Origin of the sequence: Pseudoramibacter faecis, from assembly GCF_036289405.1 — a bacterium.
GTDB classification, from domain to species: Bacteria; Bacillota; Clostridia; order Eubacteriales; family Eubacteriaceae; genus Pseudoramibacter; species Pseudoramibacter faecis.
Genome location: NZ_JAYFFI010000008.1, coordinates 38,435 through 61,229, shown reverse-complemented (window position 1 = coordinate 61,229; position 22,795 = coordinate 38,435). Strand labels below are relative to the sequence as shown.

Here is a 22,795-nt window from a genome sequence, read left to right as displayed (position 1 = left end):
ACTACCGGTTTTCATTGTCCATATCGGATGCTGTCATCTGACCCGCAGCCACCCCTTCAGTCGCTTCTTTGGTAAACACGGTTTTGATGGTCTTTAATATCAGCAGCCCGTCCTGAATGAGGCTGTAATTCATGATATACATCAGGTCAAGTTTAAGTTTGTCAAAGGGCGTGGTGTTGTATTTGCCATAAATCTGGGCAAACCCCGTCAGTCCGGCCTTCACTTTTGTTCTGAAGGCAAACTCCGGCATGTTTTGGCAATACGCTGTCATGATCTCCGGACGCTCGGGTCTGGGGCCAACCATGCTCATATCCCCCTTGAATATATTAATCAACTGCGGGATTTCATCGATACGCACCTTGCGGATGAACGCGCCAACCTTGGTAATGCGGCTGTCGCTTTCTTCAGCCAGCCTGGCAACGCCGTCCTTTTCTGCATTGACCACCATCGATCGAAATTTAATGATCTCAAATTTCCGATTGCGAATCGTACAGCGCACCTGCTTGTAAAACACCGGGCCGCCATCCTCCCGTTTAATGGCCAGGGCGGTGATGAGCATCACCGGCGACAGCACCACTAAACCGATGCCGGAGCACAGCAAATCCAGAAAGCGCTTAAAAAATGCCTGTCCGGTTGTTAAACCAAAATTGCGGTTGAGCAGCACCGGCGAATCAAAAATGTGCAGATTTTCCGAATACCGCAAAATAATATCCGAAATCTTGGGCATGGTATAGGTTCGGAGGCCCTTGGCAAAGCACATCTTCATGATGTCGTTGCGAATAATCGCACGGATATCGCCGATGATGACGCCATCATAACCTTCACAGCGCGTTACAACCTTGTGGGCAATCCGCTCATTCTCTTCCAAATCATCCGTTAACTCCAGACAGATCCGTTCCCGAACGATGTATTGATCCGGCCGCCTGGAAAACTTATCCAGCAACGTATCCGATTGCTTCTCAGAGACGATCACCAATTGCTGCGGCGGAAAAATTCGCAGAAAAATGCGGTGACTGATCAGCGCCCAAATCACAATCACGCCAATATCCACCATCGTCAGCCATACAAGGGGCCAGGCAGAAATCCACCCGTAGGCCAATGGCGTTACCAATATAAAATAAGCAACGATGTTTGAAAGAAAAACGACGATAACTTGGCTCATTAAAATGTCGGATATGCGGTAATAACCGATTTTAGTGCCGGCGTAGACCTTAGACACCATCACGATGATAATCAAATACATCGCCGAGATAAAGATGTTACCATAGTAAAAAAAGGGCCACCGCACCATGGCATTGTAATAGCGCGTCCAAACATCGTAAAAAAGCAAAAATTCGACCATAAAAAGAAATGCCCCCATCAATTGCCGGACCGGCTGTCTGAGCATCAAGCGTTTTTTTCGTTTTTTGTAATTTTTTTTATTCATGTGCTTTCATTATTTTCTATATTTTTTTTATTTTAACAAATCATTGCTTGAAAAAGCTTAAGCGCAACTTTGGGCTTCCCATTCATCCGCAAAAAAATAAAAGGCATTGCCGTCATGATCAGCAACGCCTTGCTTTACAACCGCGATTAATCCACCGCATATCCCTTTCCTTTGATAATAGTGATCACCTGATCGACATATCGCTCGCAGACTGCTTCGGTTTCAGCCTCCACCATGACGCGCACCAACGGCTCCGTGCCCGATTCGCGCACCAAAATGCGGCCGGTATTTCCCAATGCTGCGGCAACCTGCTGCACGGCTGCCTGCACATCGGCGTCAGCCTGCGCTTCCGCCTTGTCGGATACCCTCACATTTTTGAGCACCTGCGGATAAATTTTGAGCGGGGCCGCAAGCTCTGACAGCTTTTTCTTTCGGCTCATCATTACCTGCATGAGTTTTAAACTGGTTAAAATGCCATCGCCCGTCGACGCGTATTTGGAAAAAATAATATGGCCGGACTGTTCGCCTCCAAGGTGACAGCCGTTTTCGGTCATATATTCATAAACATATTTGTCACCGACGGCTGTCTTTGCATAATCAATCCCCAATTCATCAAAGGCCTTGTACAGACCAAAATTGGACATCACCGTGGTGACCACCGTGTTCGTCACCAGTTTGTCCCGCTCTTTCATATAGCGCCCATAAATATAAAGAATGTGATCCCCGGTGATAACCTGCCCTTTTTCGTCCACCGCAAGGCAGCGGTCCGTATCGCCATCGTAGGCAAAGCCGACATCCAAACCGTTGTCAACCACAAATTGCTGCAGTCCCTCAATATGGGTCGAGCCCGCATCGCGATTGATATTGATGCCGTCCGGATCCACATTCATCAGATAAGTTTTCGCGCCCAGCGCATTGAAAATAGACGGCGCGATATTCCAAGCCGAGCCATTGGCACAGTCGAGCCCCACTTTCATCCCCTTGAAGGAGTAAACCCCCAGCGAAATCAAATAACCGATATAGCGATTGCGGCCGGCGACATAGTCAACCGTCCGCCCAATGACATCCCTTTGCGCATAGGGGATTTCCGGCCAACTTTGACCAAACGCATGAAGGCACCCGTCCAGATAATCCTCGATGAGCGCGATCACGTCCTCGCTCATCTTCTCGCCCTGCCCATTGAGCAACTTAATGCCGTTGTCGTAATAGGGATTGTGACTCGCCGAGATCATGATGCCGCCGTCAAAATCATCGACGCGAGCGACATAGGCCACCGACGGGGTGGTCGTCACATGCAAAAGATAAGCATCGGCTCCGCTGGCCACCAGTCCGCCGGACAGCATATCCTCAAACATATAACTGGAGCGACGCGTGTCTTTGCCAATCACGACACTCGGCGCGCCGATCTTCCCTTCCCATTTGCGCAGTTCCCCGTAATACCACCCGAGAAATCGGCCGATTTGATACGCGTGTTCTGCCATTAATCCCTTGTTGGCTTCCCCGCGAAAACCATCAGTCCCAAAATATCGCCCCATCGCACTCTCTCCTTCTCAATTTGATTTTTTATTATAGCAGATGCATTGTCTGCACTCAAATGCGCCAGCGCTGACTCATATATAATAAAATTGTCCTAAAATTCGGAAAAAATCACTTTTAAAATACTTTCCTCTGATCAGGGCCGCCATTCGTCCCCATTTATTCTTAGCCGGAATGGCCAAAAAATAATTGAGAATTTGCGCCTGATCGGTCGGCAAGTCACGGCCATAGTGCGCTTTAAACGCCTGCGCCTGCCGGTAATAATCATTTTTCTTATCCCGGGTCGCCGGGTCCTTGAACTTAGTCAACCGATAATTAAAACTTTTTACGTCCGTCGCGCCCACGCATTGATTCCGGTGCTGGCGATACGCCATCAGTTTTTCATCCAAATGAACGATCTTTCCAAAGGCACTGGCATAAAGGGCAAACCACCAATCGTGCATCAAAATCTCAGCATCCGCCGCCGTCGCTTTTTGATAGAGCGCGCGATTAGCCATCATCGTGCATCCTGTTACATAATTTTGAACCAACAGTCGATTAAAGGTCAAATGGGGATGATAGACCTGATTTTTGCGCTCGTCAACCGGCAACGGCGTCAGATCTTCGTCCACCGTTTCATAATTCGAATAAACCAAAATCGGCGTTTGACTGCCCCACCGCTGCTCGGCCTCCGTCATGGCTTTTCGCATCTTTTCCGCCTTCTCCGGATACCACACGTCGTCCTGATCGCAATACATCACATAATTGGCCGATGCCACCCGGGTCAGCGCCATAAAATTGCCTACCGGCCCCTTTGCGGCGGCCGACGCCGAAACAGCTTCAACTTTCCCCAGATAACGCTGAACATAATCCGCAATCATCTCCGGCGTCCGATCGGTTGAGCCGTCATCGCGAATTAAAATCCGGATATCCTTTTCCGTTTGGCCAAGCAGCGAATCCAGCTGTGCGCTCAAGTAGCGTTCACCGTTATAGGTTGCCACCAAAATATCAATCATTTTAAATGCTCCATGACCAAACTCAGCGTGTTTTCAAAAATCTCCGTTGTGAAATGCCGATTGTAAAATTGCTGAACGGCATCATGATCCACCTGTGCCGCCTGGACTGACAAAATTTGACAAACGTTTTTCAGATCATTGCGTTCAACGTTGACGCCTACCCCTTCATCTTTAACAAATTGCCAGGTATCTCCGCGGATATTGTTAATCACCGGCAAGCCGTAATACCAATAATCAATGGACTTGGTTGTCAGGCCGACTTTTACAGTGTCAATCATCAAATTAAAACCAAAGGTGCACTGTTCGAAAATCTGTTTTTTCTGATCGTCATTATAAATCGGTCCGTAAAACTGATAATCAATTCCTCTTTCTCCCAGCAAATCAAGTAATCTTTGTCGGTTTTCGCCTTCCCCGACAATATGCAGTTTCACCGATTTTAATGGTTTAAGTTGTTCGAGAATCGACACCATCAAGTCGATATCTACGATGTGGTTGAGCGACCCTAAATATGCCAGATGAAGCACGTCGCGCTGTTTTTCATGGCGCATTTCCGGAGCATCCGGGCCTTTGATCCAGTGGAGCGTCCGTGCTGACGCCGACAACGCAATGATCTCACGATACAGGTCACATTCGGTGATCACTCGATCCGCCTCGGGCAAATAGCGATCCCGCAAATTGCGCCAATAGCGCAGCGGCGGCCAATTTTTGATCCCTTCAATCGGGAGAGATTCAGGCCAAAGATCGACAATATCCACCACCAACGAACATCCCGTTTCTTTTTTGACCTTTACCATTTCCGGCAGCAATGAATTTGATGGGATCATCACATACAGCAAATCAAAAGGATGCGTCTTAAGATAATGCCTTACGTCTCGCGCAAAACGATGATGAGACCATAACCGGGCCAAAGATAAATTTTTCTGATACGGCTTTGTCGGTATATAAATATGATCAGGCTTATGTTCCGACACCCGTTCTTTGGTTAAATGAAAAAAATCTGAAAGGATCCATGCGACTTCGCCGCCTTGTTTCTGAAAGAAATGTCCGACAGCCTCTGCCCGATCATAATCCCCTGATAAATTGGTTATTACTGCAATTTTCATCCCTTTGTCTTCACCTTTGCTCATCGCTCAAAAGCCTATCATTTATCTATCAAATAGAAAATGAACATAACAAAAAACTCCGAAGTCCGAAGACTCCGGAGCTGACTGTCGAAAATTATTCGCCCATCTGTTTTGCAACTTCTTCCGCGAAGTTTTCTTCTTTCTTTTCAAGGCCTTCACCCATTTCAAAGCGGGCAAAGCGACGAATTTTAACATTTTCACCAATGTTCATGATCTGTTCTTTCACCAGATCGTTGATGGACTTGTCCGGATCCTTAATAAAGGGCTGTTCCATCAGGCAAATTTCACTGTAGAACTTTTTCAATCGCCCCTCGACCATCTTTTCGATGATTTTTTCCGGCTTGCCTTCGTTCTGTGCCTGAATGGTCAGAATTTCTTTTTCGTGTTCCATTTCTTCTGCCGGCACGTCTTCCGGAACCAGGTATTTTGGGTTGGCCGCGGCCACATGCATCGCAATGTCTTTTGCAAAGTCGTGAAAGCCATCCGTCTTGGCCACGAAGTCGGTTTCGCAGTTCACTTCGACCATGGCGCCGATTTTTCCGCCCATGTGAATATAGGAAACAACGATGCCTTCCGCTGCAATGCGGCCAGCTTTTTTAACCGACTTGGCCATGCCCTTTTCGCGCAGAATTTCGACAGCCTTTTCAACGCTGCCATCCGCTTCTTCAAGAGCCTTTTTGCAGTCCATCATCCCGGATCCGGTTTTTTCTCTGAGTTCTTTCACTAATTTTGCTGAGATCGCCATATTTTCCTCCGCTCCGCTAAAATTTAAGCTTCTTCTTCCGCTTCGGCTTCGGCAGCCGACACCGGCGTTTCTTCCGCTTCGGCATCCGAGATCTGTTCGCCCTGCTTGCCTTCGAGCACGGCATCTGCCAAAACGCGCAGAATCAGCGCAACGGCACGGATGGCATCGTCGTTCCCCGGAATGATATAGTCCACATCATCCGGATCGCAGTTGGTATCGACGATGGAAATGATCGGAATGCCGAGCTTGTGCGCTTCCTGAATCGCAATGCGTTCTTTCTTGCAGTCGATGATGACCATGGCACCGGGCATCCCGTGCATGTCTTCGATCCCGCCGAGGAATTTTTCGAGTTTTTCCCGTTCGCGGCGCAGACCGATCACTTCTTTTTTCGGCAGCAGGTCAAAAGTGCCGTCTTCTTCCATGCGCTTCAGATCTTTCAAACGATTGATACGCTTGTTGATGGTTTCCCAGTTGGTCAGAGTCCCGCCGAGCCAACGGTGATTCACATAAAAAGAACCGGAGCGCTTGGCTTCGTTTTCGATGCTGTTCTGCGCCTGTTTTTTAGTGCCGACAAAGAGAATATCCTTGCCTTCCGTCGCCAGATCGCGCACAAAATGATACGCATCACCGATCATCTTCACCGTCTGCTGCAGATCGATGATATAGATGCCGTTTCTTTCGGTGAAGATGTAAGGTTTCATCTTCGGATTCCATCTTCTGGTCTGATGACCGAAGTGAACGCCAGCTTCCAAGAGCTGCTTCATTGTAACAATTGCCATTTTTTACCTCCTGGTTTTTCTTCCATTTTCCTCTGCAAACGCCGAGACCCGATCCCGGGCACCAGGCCGTTCTCCGAAAATGTGTATAATAACTTTTATAATATAGCATAATCTCCGGGCGGATGCAAATTTTTTCTCGTCTTTCGTCATCAAATCAAAAACTGATCGTATGAACGCCCCTTTCCCTGGGTTTTAAAGACCGAATCAACGTAATTTTTGTCGATAACAAATGCGTCTTCGTCATAATCGCTAGCATAAAATGAAATCTCTTCGAGCAATTCTTCAAAAACAGTGTGTAGTCGTCTCGCACCGATATTTTCGTCTTCTTCATTCTTTGCGTAAGCAATCGATGCGATCGCTTTGAGCGCTTCTTCTTCAAATCGCAATTCAATGCCCTCCGTCTGAAGCAAATACGCATATTGTTTCACGATCGCATTTTCCGGCTTCGTGAGAATTTCCACGAAATTTTCCTCTGTCAGGCTTTCAAGCTGCACCGAGACGGGAAATCGTCCTTGCAGCTCGGGAATCATGTCCTCGATGTTCGCGACGTTAAAAGCCCCGGCACCGATGAACAAAATAAAATCTGTTTTGACCGGCCCGTATTTGGTATTGACCGTGCTCCCCTCAACGATGGGCAGAATATCCCGCTGGACACCTTCGCGCGACACGTCCGGACCGCCGCGACGGCTCCCGCTGTCGATGATCTTGTCAATTTCATCGATAAAAATAATGCCATTTTGTTCCGCCTCGCGCACCCCGATCTCCTGGACTTCATCCATATCAATCATCTTCTGCGCTTCCTGATTGGTAATGACCTTCCGCGCTTCAGAAACTTTCATTGTGCGTTTTTTCTTCTTTTTACTGCCGCCGGTCAGCCCCTCAAAAATATTGCCGATTTCAATGCTCATATCTTCACTCATACCGGCCATGATGCCGATGGATTTGGCGCCATCATCATCGAGCATCACGTCAATCATTTCGTCTTCCAATTTGCCGTCGGCCAGCTCCTCGGCGATCGCCGAGCGTTTTGTTTCGATTTGATGCTTTTCTTCTGGCGAAAGCTCAGGCTGTGCCTCTTCGGCAGTCGCCGGCGATTTGTTTTGACTCAGCAAGTCAAAGGGGTTGATCAGCTTTTCCTGCTTCTGCGCTTTTTTGCGTCTCGGCACCAATGCGTCCAAAATAATCCGATTGGCTTTTTCTTCCGCCTGTGTCTTGACATCGTCCATCCTTTCCTGCTTGACCATGCGAATCGATGTCGTCACCAAATCGCGGATCATCGATTCCACATCGCGCCCAACATAGCCCACCTCGGTAAACTTGGTCGCTTCGACTTTAATAAAAGGCGCCGACACAAGTTTAGCGATGCGCCGGGCGATTTCCGTCTTTCCAACGCCCGTCGGCCCCATCATAATGATGTTCTTTGGTGTGATTTCCTCCCGAATTGCATCTGGCAGAAGTGATCGGCGGTAGCGATTGCGCAGCGAAACCGCTACCGCTTTCTTCGCCTTTTCCTGGCCGATGATATAGCGATTGAGTTCGTCAACAATCATTCTCGGCGTCAGTTCTGACATTTCCCGTTTCATGCTTCATCCTCCAGGGTTAACACACGAATATTGTCGTTGGTGTAAACACAGATCTGCGACGCGATCTTCAGCGCTTCGTGGGCAATCTCCTTTGCCGAAAGATCCGAATGCGCTTTCAATGCCCGAGCCGCCGCCAGCGCATAATTGCCGCCGGAACCGATAGCCGCGATTTCGTCATCCGGTTCAATCACTTCGCCCGTTCCGGAGATAACAAGCAGGGTATCTGCGTCCATCACGATGAGCAAAGCTTCCAGCTTGCGCATGATTTTATCCTGGCGCCAGTCTTTGGCCAGTTCTACAGCCGCGCGTTTTAAATTCCCGTTATAGGTTTCGAGCTTGTGTTCAAACAATTCGCAGAGCGTAAACGCATCGGCCACCGATCCGGCAAAACCCGCCAGTACCTTTCCATTATAAAGGGTGCGTACCTTTTTGGCCGTCGCCTTCATGATGACCGCTTCGCCCATGGTCACCTGCCCGTCGCCGGCAATGGCCACCTCGCCATTATGGCGAATACCGACAATCGTCGTTGCTTTTAACATAGATCCTCCTTTATGATTGCTTCTGTTTGGTATTTCGTTTTTTCGGCTGCGGTTCACACTGTGCGCAGTAAAGGCGCTTGCGTTTGCCAAATCCCTTTTGGAACATCGTGTGGCCACAAGTCGGGCAGCGATCCGCCACCGGTTTATCCCAGGAGGTGAAATCACAGTTGGGATAGTTCACGCAGCCATAAAAGGTCCGTCCTCGCTTTGACATTCGCTTGACAAGATCGCCGCCGCACTTCGGGCAGATACCCGGCGTCTTTTCAAAATAAGGTTTCGTATTCTTGCACTCCGGGTAACCCGGACAGGCTAAAAATTTACCGTAACGTCCATTTTTGATCACCATGTGCCGGCCGCACTTTTCACAGACGATATCTGTTTCTTCGTCTTTGATTTCAACTTTTTCGGCTGTTTCCTGGGCATGATCCAGCTCCTTCTTAAAGGGGCCATAAAATTCATCCATGAGTTTTACCCAGTTTTGCGTTCCGCTGGCCACGTGATCCAGGCCGCTTTCCATTTTCGCCGTAAATTGCGGATCGACAATATCGGGAAAGAAAACTTCCATCATCTCCGTGACCGTGACGCCAAGTTCCGTCGGCCGGAAGCGTTTGTCTTCCACCTCTACATAGTTGCGGCTTTTAATCGTCGCAATCGTCGGCGCATAGGTACTCGGTCTTCCGATCCCCATATCTTCAAGCAATTTGATCAGCGACGCCTCGTTGTATCGCGGCGGCGGATTGGTAAATTTCTGTTCTTTGTGAATTTTGACCAAATCTACCGCATCCCCTTTGACCAGTTCCGGCAGTGGATTGCTCTTTTTTACCGCAGAGCCCAACACTTTTGTAAATCCCGGGAAGAGCAGCGTATCCCCCTTCACTTTAAAAATCAAAGTATCGCAGGCAACATCCGCCTTGATCACATTGTAGGTTGCCGCCGCCATCTGGCTGGCCACCATTTGTTTCCATATCAAATTATAAAGCTTATATTGATCGGCATCCAGCGCGTCACAAATCGAATCCGGTGTGTCCAACACGGATGCCGGACGGATCGCTTCATGGGCATCCTGCACATTTTTATTGCTGCGCTTGGCCGTCCGTTGCTTGCCCAGAAAGGTCTCGCCAAAAGTTTTTACAATAAAATCCTTGGCCTGTTCGATCGCTTCCGGCGCCAGCCGGGTCGAGTCCGTTCGGATATAGGTGACCCGGCCGCTTTCATAAAGCGCCTGTGCCACGCGCATCGTCCGCTGACTGGTGAATCCCAGTGCACGGTAGGCTGTCTGCTGCAGCGTGCTCGTCGTAAACGGCAGCGGCGGCTTCTGGCTTGACTTCTTCTTTTCGACCTTGACCACCTGCATGGCCGGACAGTTTTTAACAATTTGTTCCAACCGATCGGCTTCTTCGGCATTTTCAATCTTCAGGCGTTTGCCGTTTTCCGAATAGAACGTCGCCAGAAAAAGCATCGGACCGCCTTGCTTGCGTAGATCCAAATTTAAATTCCAATATTCTTCCGGGACAAACGCTTCGATTTCCTTTTCGCGGTCGACAATGATTCGCGTTACCACCGACTGCACACGCCCGCCAGAAAGCCCGCGTTTGACTTTCTTCCACAAAAAGGGACTGACAGAATACCCCACCAGGCGGTCCAGCACCCGCCTGGCCTGCTGGGCCTGCACCAAATCCATATCCACTGAACGCACATGGTCAATAGCTTCATTGATAGCGCGCTTGGTGATTTCGTGAAACTCGATGCGGCATTCACTGCCGGGATCCATGCCCAACGCATTGGCCACGTGCCAGGAAATGGCTTCGCCTTCCCGGTCCGGGTCTGTCGCGAGTAAAACCGTATCGCTTTTTTTCGCCTGCTGTTTAAGCTTTGTCAGCAGTTTTCCCTTGCCGCGGATGGTGATATAGTCCGGCTCAAAGTGATTCTCTACATGAATGCCGAGCCGGCTCTTGGGCAAATCGATCACATGGCCCATGGTTGCTTCGACTTCATAACCTTTCGGCAAATATTTTTTGATGGTTTTGGCCTTTGCCGGTGATTCGACAATGACTAATGTTCTCATCGCTGATCTTCTCCTGCGTTCATTTCGCCTCGTTTGCTTCCGCCCAGGCTTTGCCCACCGCTTCGGCTACCCGTTCAGTCACCCGTTTATCAAAAGGACTGGGAATAATGTGATCTTCATCCCGTTCATCCTCGGTGATGATGCCGGCAATAGCATAAGCCGCAGCCGTTTTCATGGCCTCGGTGATGCGCTTGGCTCGAACGTCGAGCGCCCCCCGGAAAATCCCCGGAAAAGCCAGCACATTATTGATTTGATTGGGGAAATCCGAACGCCCGGTGCCAACGATGCGCGCCCCGGCGCGCTTGGCCGCGTCCGGCATGATCTCCGGAATCGGATTGGCCATGGCAAAAATCACAGCATTTTCAGCCATCGAAGCGACCATGGCTTCGCTGACAATATTTGGCGCCGAAACGCCGATCAACACATCCGCACCGGCCATGGCATCCGCCAAATGGCCGCGGCGCCGTGTTCGGTTGGTGTGTGCTGCCAGCCACTGCATATAGGGATTGAAGCCTTCTTTATCCCGCGTCAATATCCCATTGATATCCGACATGATGATGTCCCCGACGCCGAGAGTCATCAGCATTTTGGCAATGGCCGTTCCTGCCGATCCCGCGCCGTTAATCGCCACGGTGATATCGGCCAATTCCTTGCCGACCACTTTCATCGCGTTGATCAAACCGGACGCCACCACGATGGCCGTTCCGTGCTGATCGTCATGAAATACCGGAATATCCAGTGCTGCTTGCAGCCTTTCCTCCACTTCAAAACACTTCGGCGCCGCGATATCCTCCAGGTTAATCCCACCGAAAGTCGGCGCAATGTTGATCCCCGTCTGCACAATGACGTCCGCGTCCTGGGTCGACACGCAGATCGGAAACGCATCGACATCGCCAAATGCTTTAAAAAGAACCGCTTTGCCCTCCATCACCGGCATCGCTGCATACCCGCCGATATTGCCGAGGCCCAGCACGGCCGACCCGTCGGAAAGCACCGCCACCAAGTTGCCCTTTGCCGTATAGGCATAAACCGCGTCCCGGTTTTCCGCAATTTTGCGACAAGGCTCTGCCACCCCCGGCGTATAGGCAATGCTCAGTTCCTCTTGATTGGTCACCGGCAGTTTTGAAGCAATCGCCACCTTCCCCTGATGTTTTTGATGTGCCGCCAACGCGGCCTTGTTGTAATCCATTTTTCCTCCTATCGATATTCTCTGCTCGCGAATTTTCAGTGCTTTTTACTTAATATCTTTGCTGTGTTTTCATTCACAATTTGATTTCTACAATTATAACCATAAAGCGAATCGCTTCACAATAGGCCGGTTGTTAGTATAATCATCGATTCTTAATTAATTATTTTTCTTTCCTTCGCTTCGTGTTATAATCCCCATCGGAGGTATTTTTATGAAATGGAACCGAAATGTCGCAGCGTTTGCTCCGTCGGCACCCTATCTTGTAGATCGGGCGGAAACTACCTGGGATGAAATTCCCCAAACGCAAAAGCGCGGACAAGCTTATATTTATGTTTCCGTAATGGACAACTCGATGTATGATCGTTATACCAAAGGAGATCTGGTCATCATCAAGCTGACAGATGATTTATCCGAAAACTTAACTGGCGATGCGCTGGTTCAATTGCCCGATGCGTCTGTGTGTCTGAAAAAAATTGAAGTGACCAGCCGCAGGATCAAACTCATTGACCGCAATGAGCTCGATCCGCAAAGCCTGAGTTATCCCAAAGCAGAAGTAACTGTCCTCGGTTTCCCGACTTCTGTGATCCGGGCATAAAAAAAACAGACGCAACGTCTGCTTGTTTTTTAATATGGTGCGAGAGACGGGAGTCGAACCCGTACGTACGAAGTACACACGCCTCTGAAACGTGCTTGTCTGCCTATTCCAACACTCTCGCAAACACCTTGTCTGCTGAGCACTTATTTATATTAAGCTTTTTTTTATTCATTGTCAAGTATAATTTTTGCATTATTTATTTTTTGAAAGGCATCCTCATGACAAAGACAGAACTTAAAATCATCGGCGGTTTGATTATCCTTGCACTGCTGATCCTTGCCGGTTACTTTATTTATCGACAGATCGACAATCGACAACTGGTTTTAAAGGTGACCGCGCAACACAAGACCGTTGCTGTTCTCCCTATGAATCAGGACTACCGACACACCTTTAAAACCAAAGCCGGCCAAAATACAGTCGTCATCAAAAACGGTCGCGCTTATGTGAGCAAGGCAGACTGCAAAAATCAAATCTGTGTTCACAGCCATCCTATCTCTGAAAACGGCGAAACCATTGCGTGCCTGCCTCATCGTTTGATTTTAACCATTACCACGAAAGGAGGAACTCTTTGATGCCTTCCATATCCCGCACTCACCGCCTCGTTTTAATTGCTCTGCTGACCGCGACCGCTGCGATCTTGGGTTATCTGGAATCGCTGCTTCCTTGTTTTATCCCGATTCCCGGCGTCAAAATTGGTCTCCCCAACATCGTCACCATGATCGGTCTTTCCCTTTTCAACACGCCGATTGCACTGGGGATCTCCATCGTTCGCGTTCTCCTGACCGGTTTTATGTTCGGCTCTCTTTCTTCCATTCTTTATGCGCTGGCCGGAGGTGTTATCAGCTGCAGCGTCATGGGCGCGCTGACTCATATCAACCATCAGCGACAGATCCAAGGGCAGGCTGCTCCCTTTTCGTTTATAGGCATTTCCATTATCGGCGCCATGACTCACAATATCGGACAGCTTTGCATCGCCACCATTATCGTCCAAAATCTGCGGCTGATGCTTCTTTATCTGCCGTTTCTTCTGCTGATCGCCATTCCCATCGGCCTGCTTACCGGGATCATTGCCCGTCGACTGCTGCCCTATTTAAATCGGAGCCTCCCACAAAAATCACATAGCAAAAGCCCCAGGTGAGTTTATGGTCACCCGGGGCTTATTTTATGGCTCTCTTGTTTCTTCGCTTTAATCTTCTTTTTCCCGATTGCGAATCAACAGACGAAAAGGCGTTCCGTCAAAATCAAAGGTCTCATTGATTTTATTCTCAAGATAACGCTTATAGGAAAAATGCATCAAGGTATCGTCATTAACAAAAACCACAAAGGTCGGCGGCGCAATACCTACCTGCGATCCGTAAAACAATTTCAGCCGGCGTCCGTTTTTAGATGGCGGCTCTTTCAAACTGACAAAGTCAATCAACGCCTCGTTGAGTTTTGCCGTGGGAACGCGTTTGCGGCTTTGCGCCACCACGTATTGGATCTTATCGTATATTTTTTCAGCGCGCTTCCCGGTTTTTGCCGAGATAAACAGCATCGGCGCATAAGGCATAAAGGCCAGTGAATTGCGAATATCCTTGGTCATTTCCTGCATGGTTTTGGTATTCTTTTCGATCAGATCCCATTTATTGACCACGATAATCGTTGGAGTGAAGCGGTTGTGGGCAATGCCGGCAATTTTACTATCCTGCTCGGTAACGCCGGTCTGCGCGTCTACCATCATCAGTACTACATCGGCCCGATCCACTGCGGCAACGGCGCGAATGATGCTATAACGTTCCACTTCGTCGGCAATTTTACTTTTGCGCCGAAGCCCGGCCGTATCGATAAAGGTGTACGCCACACCGCCGCGCTCAATCTTGCTGTCGATGGCATCTCGGGTCGTGCCCGGGATATCCGAAACGATCATTCGATTTTCACCGATAAGCTGATTGACCAAGGTGGATTTGCCAGCGTTGGGTTTGCCCACCACGGCAATGTGCAGACTGCCGTCTTCGTCGTCCGCCATTTGATACAAAGTCGCCGTATTGTTCACGATCACATCCAGCAGATCACCCAGACCGAGGCCCTGCTCGGCAGAGATGGGCAGCGGATCCCCCAAGCCGAGATTATAGAATTCGTAAAGTCCTTCTTCCAACTTGACCGAATCGAGTTTATTCACAACCACAATTACTTTTTTATTCTGCTTTTGAAGCATAGCGGCGACATCTTCGTCAGCCGTGGTCATTCCCTCTCTCCCGTCACACAACAATAAAATCAAATCGGCTGTTTCAATGGCGATCTCCGCCTGCACGCGCATTTGATGCATGATGGTGTTGTCGTTCTTAAGTTCTATCCCCCCGGTGTCGATCAGTGTGAACCGATGGTTCTGCCACTCGGCATCTGCAATGATGCGGTCTCGCGTCACGCCGGGCGTATCTTCCACAATGGCGATCCGTTCACCCACCAATTTATTAAAAAGTGTCGATTTGCCGACATTTGGTTTGCCGACAACAGCAACAATTGGTTTCATTTGCTTCTCCCTTTTCTATCATCACAATCGCTTTAACACCTGATCTGACATCAGGCTTCCGGTTCATAACCGGAAGCCGCTCCAAAAGCTTCGTCCGTCGGATCCGACACGCCGAGAACCCGGTTCACAAAAGCCCGTCCGTCCACCGGTACAATTGTCACCGGTTTTCCCCACTTGGCGCTCAGACTCTCTGTGGTGACCTCGTCCAAAAATAAATGGGTGCCGAATTTGACCATATTTTCCGGCAAAAAATACTGATCGCAGGTATTTCCGTCAATTTGAGATAGAATATCTCGGCCGGTAACCAGTCCAGCCACCGTGATGGCTTTGCCAAAAAAACGATTTTGAATGGCCGTCACTTCAAATGTAATATTGGGAAACGCCACATGAATGGCTTCACACGCTTTTTGCAGCATGGGTTTCGCCAATACGCCGGTGATGATGCCGATCTTTTTCGCCGTTGCATTCTGCACTGACTGGGCCGACGCTGTCAAACCGCTTCGCACTTCCTGCTCGAAGGCGGCAAGCATCCCGACTCCGTTTTCCAGTTGGGTAAAATCTTCGTAGTATTTGGCCTCAGGAATTGGCATTTCGGCCAACAGAAAAAATTCATCCGCCGGATAAGCAAAATGGACACCGTGGGCTGCCATCATTTCACGCTGGCAGGCTTCAATAATGGCAATGGTTTCCTGCGCTTTTTCCCGGTCAACCGATTTTAGCGGTGTCAGTCCCTTTCGGAATTTGGTCATCCCCAGCGGCACCACGGATACCGAGCGCATCTGCGGGTAAAGCCCAGCCAGATCCCTCAGCGTGCGCGTGAGCTCTTCTCCGTCATTGACTTCCGGGCACAGCACAATCTGTGAATTCATTGCAATCTCATGTTTTTGAAAGAATTGAAGATCGTCCATCACCGATCCGGCAAAGCGATTATGAAGCATCTGCCGGCGAAGTTTCGGGTTGGTTGTGTGCACTGAGATATTGATCGGCATAATATGATAGCGAACGATGCGCTCTTTCTCTGCCTCGGATAAATTAGTCAGCGTGATGTAATTGCCGTATAAAAATGACATGCGTTCGTCGTCATCTTTGATATAAAGGGTGTCGCGCATTCCCGGCGGCATCTGGTCGATAAAGCAGAAAATACAGTCGTTGCTGCAGCGTCGGATCTGATGAGCAGGCTTTTCGATCAAGCCCAGGTCTTCCCCCGGGTCTTTTTCGATTTCAAGCTCCCATCGTTCGCCGTCCGGCTTTTCAATTTCGACAAGTAAATTTTCGTCTGCGACAAAAAATTCGATATCGAGCTCGTCAAGCACGGGGTTGCCGTTAATCGCAAGCAAAAAATCCCCGGCTTCCACGCCCATTTCTTCTAATATGGAATTGTCCCTTACAGCTTCAATTCTGTATTTCATTGGGACCCCTTTCATCGAGATAACGGCGGCCGCCATCATCTTATTAAAACTATTTTGATCTTGGTGCTTTCATTAAAAAGCTATGCTATAATAACACACAAGAGGTTAATTCCCAATGGAAAATTTTCAGCACAAAACCGAAGACAAACTCATTATATTACATGTTCTGGATAAAATCAAAACGGGACTGACCCGAGAGCAGCTCGCTTTTATCATTCTCCAAAATCTTCAAACGGCTTATCTGGATATCCAAATGTATATCGATGCCCTGATTGCCGAAAAGATGATCTGGGATCATTCCGGCAAACTCATCATCTCCTCCGAAGGGTCAGCAATGATTGCCCAGTTGGTTAATAAAATTCCCGCCTTTACCCGAGAGATGCTCTCGGCTTTTATTGCCGGCAACAAGCAGGCTATCTTTAAAGAAACGCGAACCGATGCCTCCTACGATGAGGCCGGCCCGGGCGATTTTCAGGTGCATCTGGGGCTCAGCGAGAACAATCTCGATTTGATGCAGATCTCTGTAAGCTGCCCCAACAAAGAGGAAGCGCGCGCTCTCTGCGATGCGTGGAAAAACAATACCCAGAAAATCTACGCACAAATCATGAATGTTTTAATCGACGGATAAATTAAACCGCACATAAAAAGGCTCCGGCCGCTTCAATTAGGAGGCGGCCGGAGCCTTTTGTTTTTATTCCGGGCACTGGTATCAGTCATGTTTAAAATGGCGGCCAAGCCACTTGGTCGCCTCCACCACAACCAAGGGAGACAGCGCTGCCAGTGCCACAATCAGCCACTGCATCGGCGCAAGCATCTGCACTTTAAAGAACACGTGCAGTCCCGGTACCAAAATCACAATCAGCTGGACAAACGCCGAAATGCATAAAGCTCCCCACAGATAACGATTCGTGAACAAATTGTGGAATGCCGTTTTACTTTCACTGCGCACGTTAAGCACATGCGTCAGCTGGGAAAGCCCGAGCACGGCAAAAACCATCGTCCGGCCGGCCAGCAAATTATAACGATGGGTGCCATACCAGAAAACCGCCAGAGAAATCAGCGACAGCACAATTCCCTGAAAGACGATGCGCCCGCCAAGACCACCGGCGAAAATGCTTTCATTGCGGCTGCGCGGTTCATAATCCATAATATCGTCGTCGTTTTTTTCGACGCCAAGCGCCAATGCCGGCAGCGAATCCGTCACCAAATTGATCCAAAGAATGTGCACCGGCAAAAGGGGCTGCGCCCAGCCGATGATCGTCGCGACAAAGAGAATCAAAATTTCGGCGATATTGCAGCTGAGCAGGAAATGCACCGCTTTTTTAATATTGTTGTAAATCCCGCGGCCTTCCCGCACCGCCGAAACAATCGTCGCGAAGTTATCGTCCGTTAAAATCATATCGGCCGCTTCTTTGGAGACGTCGGTCCCAGTGATGCCCATCGCACAACCGATATCTGCTTTTTTTAGCGCCGGCGCATCGTTCACGCCGTCGCCGGTCATGGCCACCACGTCTCCCCGCCGCTGCCAGGCATTAACAATCCGCACCTTGTGCTCCGGTGAGACCCGCGCGTAAACGCTGGTCTTTTCAATAGCCTCGTCCAATTCTGCATCTGACAAAGCATCCAACTCCACGCCGGAAAGCGCCTGCGAATTTTCGTCGTAAATATCGAGATCTTTGGCAATGGCCACCGCCGTATTCTTGTGATCGCCGGTGATCATTACGGTTTGAATCCCCGCATGGTGGCACTCATCAATAGAAAGCTTCACCTCTTCGCGCGGTGGGTCGATCATCCCGGTAAGCCCGGCAAAAATTAAATCTGCTTCCACTGTGCCAACTTCCGCCGCAGGTCGCTCCGGATATTGCCGGAATGCATAGCCCAAAACCCGATAGGCGTTGTCAGCCATCTCGGTGTTGGCAACCATAATTTCTCTGCGTGCCCCATCGTCTAACGGCAGTACGTCATAGCCTTTAAGATACTGGGTGCAGCGCGCCAAAAGCACATCCGGTGCGCCTTTGGTAAAGCTCATAAACGTATCGTCGTATGCGTGGATGGTCGTCATAAGTTTTCGATCTGAATCAAAGGGGATCTCCCCGATACGCGGAATTTCATGCATGTTTAGCGCCTTGTCAAACCCCAAATTATCGGCATATGCCACCATGGCGACTTCTGTCGGATCCCCAATTTCCAAAACCTTTTCGTTTTCTTCGATAATGGATGCATCATTGCAAAGCTCACCGATACGCACCACAAATTTTTCTGACGGTATAAAACCATCTTCTTTGATCTTTTCCGCATCGATGATGCCTTCATTGGCATAAACCTTCTTAATGGTCATGCGGTTTTGGGTCAGGGTGCCGGTTTTATCGGTGCAGATCACCGAGGCGCAGCCCAACGTTTCCACGGCAGGCAATTTGCGGATAATGGCATGTTTGGCAGCCAGTCGCGTTGTGCCCATGGCAAGCACCACCGTTACCACTGCCGGAAGCCCTTCCGGAATCGCCGCCACCGCAAGTGAAACGGCTGTCAAGAACATTTCGATGAGATTACCCCCGCGGAGCCACCCGACAGCAAAAATCACAATACAGGCTGCCAAGGCGGCGATTGCCAGGGTTTTCCCCAGCTGGTTGATGCTGCGGGTCAGCGGGGTTGCCGATTTTTCAGAATTTTGCAGCATCCCGGCAATTTTGCCAATTTCGGTATCCATTCCGGTGCCGGTTACCACAAACCGGCCTCGGCCATAGGTCACGGCCGAACTCATATAAACCATGTCGACCCGGTCGCCCAGCGGTGTTTTGTCATCAAAATCGCCGGTAACCGCCTTCTCGACGGGCATCGATTCGCCCGTCAATGCTGATTCCTGCACCTGCAGACCGGCCTCGGCCACAATGCGCCCGTCAGCCGGAACGGCATCCCCGGCATCCAGCACCACAAGATCCCCCGGCACCAAATCTTCCGAACGCACCACCGTCTGCGCGCCGTCCCGAATCACCTTGGCTTCCGGGATGGTCAATTGCTTCAAACTTTCCATAGCCGATTCAGCTTTGCTCTCCTGCACCACACCGATCACCGCGTTGAGCACCACGATCATTAAAATCAGAACCGCGTCGGACACTTCGCCCAAAAACCCAGAAATGATCGCCGCGGCAATAAGCACCACGATCAAAAAATCCTTAAATTGTCCCGCAAAGCGCACAATCAGAGATTTCTTTTTTCTCTCGGCCAATTTATTTTTGCCATAGGCGGCGAGGCGGCGCGTCGCTTCTTCGGCGGTTAACCCGCAAAGGTGATCTGTCTTATAAATTTGCTCCGTCTCTTCAACCGATAACAAATAAGCTGATTTTTCTGTTTCGTTCAATTTTCCCTCCTCAAACGGCAGATATTCCGATGTCCCTTCGTTAAAAAAGACCTTTGTTTCAACACAGTATTGCATTGAAACAAAGGTCTTACTCGCAAATAATCATTTGATATCTGACCGGGGCCATGCCCGAAATGACGATCAGATAAACCCATAGGTGAGTTACTCCCCTTTGAATGTACCGTAGTATAGCAAAGCTTTTGACGAATGTAAAGTTTAAAAAATTCAGCGTGCCGGATTCTTAATTAAGCTTCCAGTGCCCGGATGCGGTCGCACACCAGAGTCAGCTTTTCCCGGTTTTCCCGATCCTTGCCTTTTTCCTTTTCGATCACGGCATCCGGCGCATTGGCCAAGAATTTTTTGTTTTTGAGTTTCCCGCTGGTCTGCTTCAGATCTTTTTCGATCTTGGCCCTTTCTTTGTTTAGCCGGGCCAGTTCCTTTTCTTTGTCTACCAAATCGTTAGGTGCCAAATAAAGGGTGGAATCTTCCACCACCGCCGCGACATAATCCGCCTTGACTTCATCCAAGTCAATGGCGTGCACCGCAGACACGCCGGCCATCTTGCCCAGCATATCCAAAGCGGCTGTCAAAACCGCAATATCCTCTGCATTATCGGTCGTCACAAAAACATCGGCCCGCTTTTTGGACAGTACGCCCGTTTCCTTACGAATCTTCCGGATCGCACGGATCGCGTCCATCAAATAAGTCACCTGTTTTTCTTCGACCTCAAAAATCAGCGCATCGTCGGCCTTCGGCCAAGGCGCTACAATGATGGCCTCATCCGACGCCGGCAAATAATGATAAATTTCTTCGGTGATGAAGGGTGTCACCGGATGCAAAAGCTTTAAAATATTCTGCAACACATAATTCAGCGTGGTCAATGCGGCCTTTTTGCCGACGGCATCATCCGAATTAAAGCGCGGCTTGACCATTTCGATGTACCAGTCACAAAATTCATTCCAGGTAAAATCATAGATCTTAGAAGCGGCGATCCCCAGCTCGTACTTTTCCATATTGGCCGTGGCTTCGGCGATGGTCTGATTGAGCCGGCTCAAAATCCATTTGTCGGTAGGCTCCAGCCGCACATTTTTGACGTCGAGATCCGTGTCTTCTGTCATATTCATCAGCACAAAGCGAGACGCGTTCCAGATTTTATTCAGAAAATTGCGGCTGGATTCAATTTTATCCTGAGTCCAGCGGATGTCATTGCCCGCTGAGTTCCCGGTAATGATGGCAAAGCGCAGCGCATCCGCCGAATAGTCCTCAATCACTTCGAGCGGATCGATGCCGTTGCCCAGTGATTTGCTCATTTTTCGGCCCTGAGCGTCGCGGATGAGCCCATGGATATACACATCCGAGAAAGGCACTTCGCCCATGGCATCCAGCCCCATAAAGATCATCCGAGCCACCCAGAAGAAAATAATATCGTAACCCGTGACCAGCACATTATTGGGATAGAATTTTTTGAGATCCTCTGTATCCTCCGGCCAGCCAATGGTCGAGAACGGCCAAAGAGCCGAAGAGAACCAAGTGTCGAGCACATCCGGATCCTGCGTCAGATGGGTGTAGCCGCATTTGGGGCAACCCGTCGGCGTTTCTTCCGCCACGATCAGCCCGCCGCAATCGTCGCAGGTCCATGCCGGGATACGGTGCCCCCACCAAAGCTGGCGGGAAACGCACCAGTCTCGCACATTTTCCATCCAGTTGAAATAAATCTTCTTGAACCGTTCGGGGATAAACTTCGTCTTGCCCTCCCGCACCGCCACAATGGCCGGCGCCGCTAAGGGCTTCATGTCCACAAACCACTGCTCGGAGGTCATGGTCTCCACCGCGGTGTGGCAGCGGTAGCAATGCCCCACATTGTGCACATGGTCTTCGGTTTTGACCAAATAGCCCTCGGCGTCCAGGTCCGTCAAGATGGCCTCGCGGCAGTCATAGCGATCCATGCCGGCGTATTTCCCGCATTTGTCGTTCATCGTGCCGTCTTCGTTCATGATGTTGATCTCTTCGAGGTTGTGGCGTTTCCCGACGGCGTAGTCATTGGGGTCGTGGGCCGGGGTCATCTTCACTACCCCCGTCCCGAAGGCCATATCCACATAATCGTCGGCCACCACAGGGATGCGCTTGTTCACCAGCGGCAAAATCACTTCCTTGCCCACCAGAACCGTGTAGCGCTCGTCAGCGGGATTCACCGCCACTCCGGTATCCCCGAGCATGGTCTCCGGCCGGGTGGTCGCCACCACCACTTCACCGGTTCCGTCGGCAAAGGGATAACGCAGATGCCAAAGATTGCCGTTTTTTTCTTCGTATTCCACTTCGGCATCGGAAAGGGCCGTTTGGCAATCCGGGCACCAATTGATGATGCGGTTGCCTTTGTAAATCAAACCGGCTTCGTAAAGGCGCACAAAGGTGGATTTTACCGCTTTGGAACAGCCTTCATCCATCGTAAAGCGTTCCCGGTCCCAATCGCAGGATGCCCCGAGTTTGGTGATTTGCCGACGGATGCGTTTGCGATAAAACTTTGCCCAATCCCAGGCATATTCCAGAAATTCCTCCCGGGTTAAATCACTTTTGGATCGGTTTTCTTCTTCTTTGATTTGATTGAGCACCTTGACTTCCGTTGCAATGGACGCATGGTCCATTCCCGGCACCCAAAGCGCCGCATAGCCTTGCATCCGTTTGAAGCGAATCAACGCATCCTGCAGGGTGTCGTCAAAAGCATGCCCCATATGCAACTGCCCCGTAATATTCGGAGGCGGCATAATGATAGTGTAGGCCTCGCCGTCCGGATGAACCTCCGGCTTGAAATAACCGGCATCCCGCCACCAATCATAAATTCTATTTTCAACCTCGTGGGGTTCGTAAACTTTCGACATTTCCTTTTTCATGCATTGATCCTTTCCTGCGCAGCGAACAAACGCTTGTATTGAATGGGGATTCCCT

The 22,795-nt window shown here is 49.8% G+C and carries 18 protein-coding genes and 1 tRNA gene; 4 read left to right on the top strand and 15 right to left on the bottom strand.

The annotated features are described in order from the left end of the window. Nucleotide 1: 1 nt before the first annotated feature. The 10 genes from V3C63_RS07120 to V3C63_RS07075 form a co-directional block, all read right to left on the bottom strand. Complete coding sequence (locus tag V3C63_RS07120; protein WP_329887105.1) at nt 2-1,426, bottom strand: sugar transferase; 1,425 nt, start codon at nt 1,424-1,426, stop codon at nt 2-4. Nucleotides 1,427-1,572: 146 nt separating this feature from the next. Beyond that, nucleotides 1,573-2,961: a phosphoglucosamine mutase gene (gene glmM, locus V3C63_RS07115; protein ID WP_329887104.1), complete on the bottom strand. Its 1,389-nt coding sequence runs from the start codon at nt 2,959-2,961 to the stop codon at nt 1,573-1,575. Nucleotides 2,962-3,036: 75 nt separating this feature from the next. Then, entirely contained in the window at nt 3,037-3,957 is a 921-nt protein-coding gene (locus V3C63_RS07110) for a glycosyltransferase family 2 protein (protein WP_329887103.1), read from the bottom strand. After that, nucleotides 3,954-4,781 (bottom strand): glycosyltransferase, encoded by an 828-nt coding sequence (locus tag V3C63_RS07105; protein ID WP_329887102.1) that lies wholly within the window; start codon nt 4,779-4,781, stop codon nt 3,954-3,956. Before V3C63_RS07105 ends, V3C63_RS07110 begins: the two co-directional genes overlap by 4 nt. Nucleotides 4,782-5,175: 394 nt before the next feature. Further along, a complete protein-coding gene (tsf, locus tag V3C63_RS07100; RefSeq protein ID WP_273268965.1) occupies nt 5,176-5,826 on the bottom strand; it encodes a translation elongation factor Ts in 651 nt (216 codons plus the stop codon). 23 nt (nt 5,827-5,849) lie between these two features. Next, nucleotides 5,850-6,605 carry a 30S ribosomal protein S2 gene (rpsB, locus tag V3C63_RS07095; RefSeq protein WP_329887101.1) on the bottom strand — a complete coding sequence of 252 codons (756 nt, stop codon included), beginning with the start codon at nt 6,603-6,605 and terminating at the stop codon, nt 5,850-5,852. A 149-nt stretch (nt 6,606-6,754) separates the two neighbouring features. Then, nucleotides 6,755-8,188: an ATP-dependent protease ATPase subunit HslU gene (gene hslU, locus V3C63_RS07090; RefSeq protein ID WP_273268962.1), complete on the bottom strand. Its 1,434-nt coding sequence runs from the start codon at nt 8,186-8,188 to the stop codon at nt 6,755-6,757. Then, nucleotides 8,185-8,727: an ATP-dependent protease subunit HslV gene (gene hslV / locus V3C63_RS07085; RefSeq protein WP_329887100.1), complete on the bottom strand. Its 543-nt coding sequence runs from the start codon at nt 8,725-8,727 to the stop codon at nt 8,185-8,187. The genes hslU and hslV overlap by 4 nt, the downstream gene beginning before the upstream one ends. A gap of 10 nt (nt 8,728-8,737) precedes the next feature. After that, nucleotides 8,738-10,792, bottom strand: a complete 2,055-nt coding sequence (topA, locus tag V3C63_RS07080) for a type I DNA topoisomerase (protein WP_329887099.1) — start codon at nt 10,790-10,792, stop codon at nt 8,738-8,740. A gap of 19 nt (nt 10,793-10,811) precedes the next feature. Beyond that, complete coding sequence (locus tag V3C63_RS07075; protein ID WP_329887098.1) at nt 10,812-11,981, bottom strand: NAD(P)-dependent malic enzyme; 1,170 nt, start codon at nt 11,979-11,981, stop codon at nt 10,812-10,814. A 211-nt stretch (nt 11,982-12,192) separates the two neighbouring features. On the opposite strand from V3C63_RS07075, the gene V3C63_RS07070 reads away from it, so the two are divergent. Further along, nucleotides 12,193-12,576 carry a S24 family peptidase gene (locus V3C63_RS07070; protein WP_329887097.1) on the top strand — a complete coding sequence of 128 codons (384 nt, stop codon included), beginning with the start codon at nt 12,193-12,195 and terminating at the stop codon, nt 12,574-12,576. A 35-nt stretch (nt 12,577-12,611) separates the two neighbouring features. On the opposite strand, the gene V3C63_RS07065 is transcribed toward V3C63_RS07070, so the two are convergent. Beyond that, nucleotides 12,612-12,697, bottom strand: a tRNA-Leu gene (locus V3C63_RS07065). A gap of 97 nt (nt 12,698-12,794) precedes the next feature. On the opposite strand from V3C63_RS07065, the gene V3C63_RS07060 reads away from it, so the two are divergent. Together V3C63_RS07060 and V3C63_RS07055 are read left to right on the top strand one after the other, a co-directional pair. After that, on the top strand, nt 12,795-13,148 hold the full coding sequence (locus tag V3C63_RS07060) for a NusG domain II-containing protein (protein WP_329887096.1): 354 nt from the start codon (nt 12,795-12,797) through the stop codon (nt 13,146-13,148). Then, the gene (locus tag V3C63_RS07055; RefSeq protein WP_329887095.1) at nt 13,148-13,714 is read left to right on the top strand and encodes a Gx transporter family protein; all 567 of its coding nucleotides are present in this window, start codon (nt 13,148-13,150) and stop codon (nt 13,712-13,714) included. Before V3C63_RS07060 ends, V3C63_RS07055 begins: the two co-directional genes overlap by 1 nt. A gap of 48 nt (nt 13,715-13,762) precedes the next feature. Here V3C63_RS07055 and der read toward each other — a convergent pair whose 3' ends face one another. Continuing rightward, nucleotides 13,763-15,085, bottom strand: coding sequence for a ribosome biogenesis GTPase Der (der, locus tag V3C63_RS07050; protein WP_329887094.1), 1,323 nt, complete (start codon nt 15,083-15,085; stop codon nt 13,763-13,765). Nucleotides 15,086-15,135: 50 nt separating this feature from the next. Next, the gene (locus V3C63_RS07045) at nt 15,136-16,494 is read right to left on the bottom strand and encodes a DUF512 domain-containing protein (RefSeq protein WP_329887093.1); all 1,359 of its coding nucleotides are present in this window, start codon (nt 16,492-16,494) and stop codon (nt 15,136-15,138) included. Nucleotides 16,495-16,609: 115 nt separating this feature from the next. On the opposite strand from V3C63_RS07045, the gene V3C63_RS07040 reads away from it, so the two are divergent. Then, complete coding sequence (locus V3C63_RS07040) at nt 16,610-17,122, top strand: DUF4364 family protein (protein ID WP_329887092.1); 513 nt, start codon at nt 16,610-16,612, stop codon at nt 17,120-17,122. A gap of 81 nt (nt 17,123-17,203) precedes the next feature. On the opposite strand, the gene V3C63_RS07035 is transcribed toward V3C63_RS07040, so the two are convergent. Further along, the gene (locus V3C63_RS07035) at nt 17,204-19,927 is read right to left on the bottom strand and encodes a cation-translocating P-type ATPase (protein WP_425355362.1); all 2,724 of its coding nucleotides are present in this window, start codon (nt 19,925-19,927) and stop codon (nt 17,204-17,206) included. Nucleotides 19,928-20,097: 170 nt separating this feature from the next. Then, a complete protein-coding gene (locus V3C63_RS07030; protein WP_329887090.1) occupies nt 20,098-22,740 on the bottom strand; it encodes a valine--tRNA ligase in 2,643 nt (880 codons plus the stop codon). Nucleotides 22,741-22,795 lie beyond the last annotated feature (55 nt).

Bases quoted from the DNA above. Each gene is read 5' to 3' on its own strand.
- V3C63_RS07120 (WP_329887105.1), bottom strand. From the start codon at position 1,426: ATGAATAAAAAAAATTACAAAAAACGAAAAAAACGCTTGATGCTCAGA.
- glmM (WP_329887104.1), bottom strand. From the start codon at position 2,961: ATGGGGCGATATTTTGGGACTGATGGTTTTCGCGGGGAAGCCAACAAG.
- V3C63_RS07110 (WP_329887103.1), bottom strand. From the start codon at position 3,957: ATGATTGATATTTTGGTGGCAACCTATAACGGTGAACGCTACTTGAGC.
- V3C63_RS07105 (WP_329887102.1), bottom strand. From the start codon at position 4,781: ATGATCCCATCAAATTCATTGCTGCCGGAAATGGTAAAGGTCAAAAAA.
- tsf (WP_273268965.1), bottom strand. From the start codon at position 5,826: ATGGCGATCTCAGCAAAATTAGTGAAAGAACTCAGAGAAAAAACCGGA.
- rpsB (WP_329887101.1), bottom strand. From the start codon at position 6,605: ATGGCAATTGTTACAATGAAGCAGCTCTTGGAAGCTGGCGTTCACTTC.
- hslU (WP_273268962.1), bottom strand. From the start codon at position 8,188: ATGAAACGGGAAATGTCAGAACTGACGCCGAGAATGATTGTTGACGAA.
- hslV (WP_329887100.1), bottom strand. From the start codon at position 8,727: ATGTTAAAAGCAACGACGATTGTCGGTATTCGCCATAATGGCGAGGTG.
- topA (WP_329887099.1), bottom strand. From the start codon at position 10,792: ATGAGAACATTAGTCATTGTCGAATCACCGGCAAAGGCCAAAACCATC.
- V3C63_RS07075 (WP_329887098.1), bottom strand. From the start codon at position 11,981: ATGGATTACAACAAGGCCGCGTTGGCGGCACATCAAAAACATCAGGGG.
- V3C63_RS07070 (WP_329887097.1), top strand. From the start codon at position 12,193: ATGAAATGGAACCGAAATGTCGCAGCGTTTGCTCCGTCGGCACCCTAT.
- V3C63_RS07060 (WP_329887096.1), top strand. From the start codon at position 12,795: ATGACAAAGACAGAACTTAAAATCATCGGCGGTTTGATTATCCTTGCA.
- V3C63_RS07055 (WP_329887095.1), top strand. From the start codon at position 13,148: ATGCCTTCCATATCCCGCACTCACCGCCTCGTTTTAATTGCTCTGCTG.
- der (WP_329887094.1), bottom strand. From the start codon at position 15,085: ATGAAACCAATTGTTGCTGTTGTCGGCAAACCAAATGTCGGCAAATCG.
- V3C63_RS07045 (WP_329887093.1), bottom strand. From the start codon at position 16,494: ATGAAATACAGAATTGAAGCTGTAAGGGACAATTCCATATTAGAAGAA.
- V3C63_RS07040 (WP_329887092.1), top strand. From the start codon at position 16,610: ATGGAAAATTTTCAGCACAAAACCGAAGACAAACTCATTATATTACAT.
- V3C63_RS07035 (WP_425355362.1), bottom strand. From the start codon at position 19,927: ATGCAATACTGTGTTGAAACAAAGGTCTTTTTTAACGAAGGGACATCG.
- V3C63_RS07030 (WP_329887090.1), bottom strand. From the start codon at position 22,740: ATGAAAAAGGAAATGTCGAAAGTTTACGAACCCCACGAGGTTGAAAAT.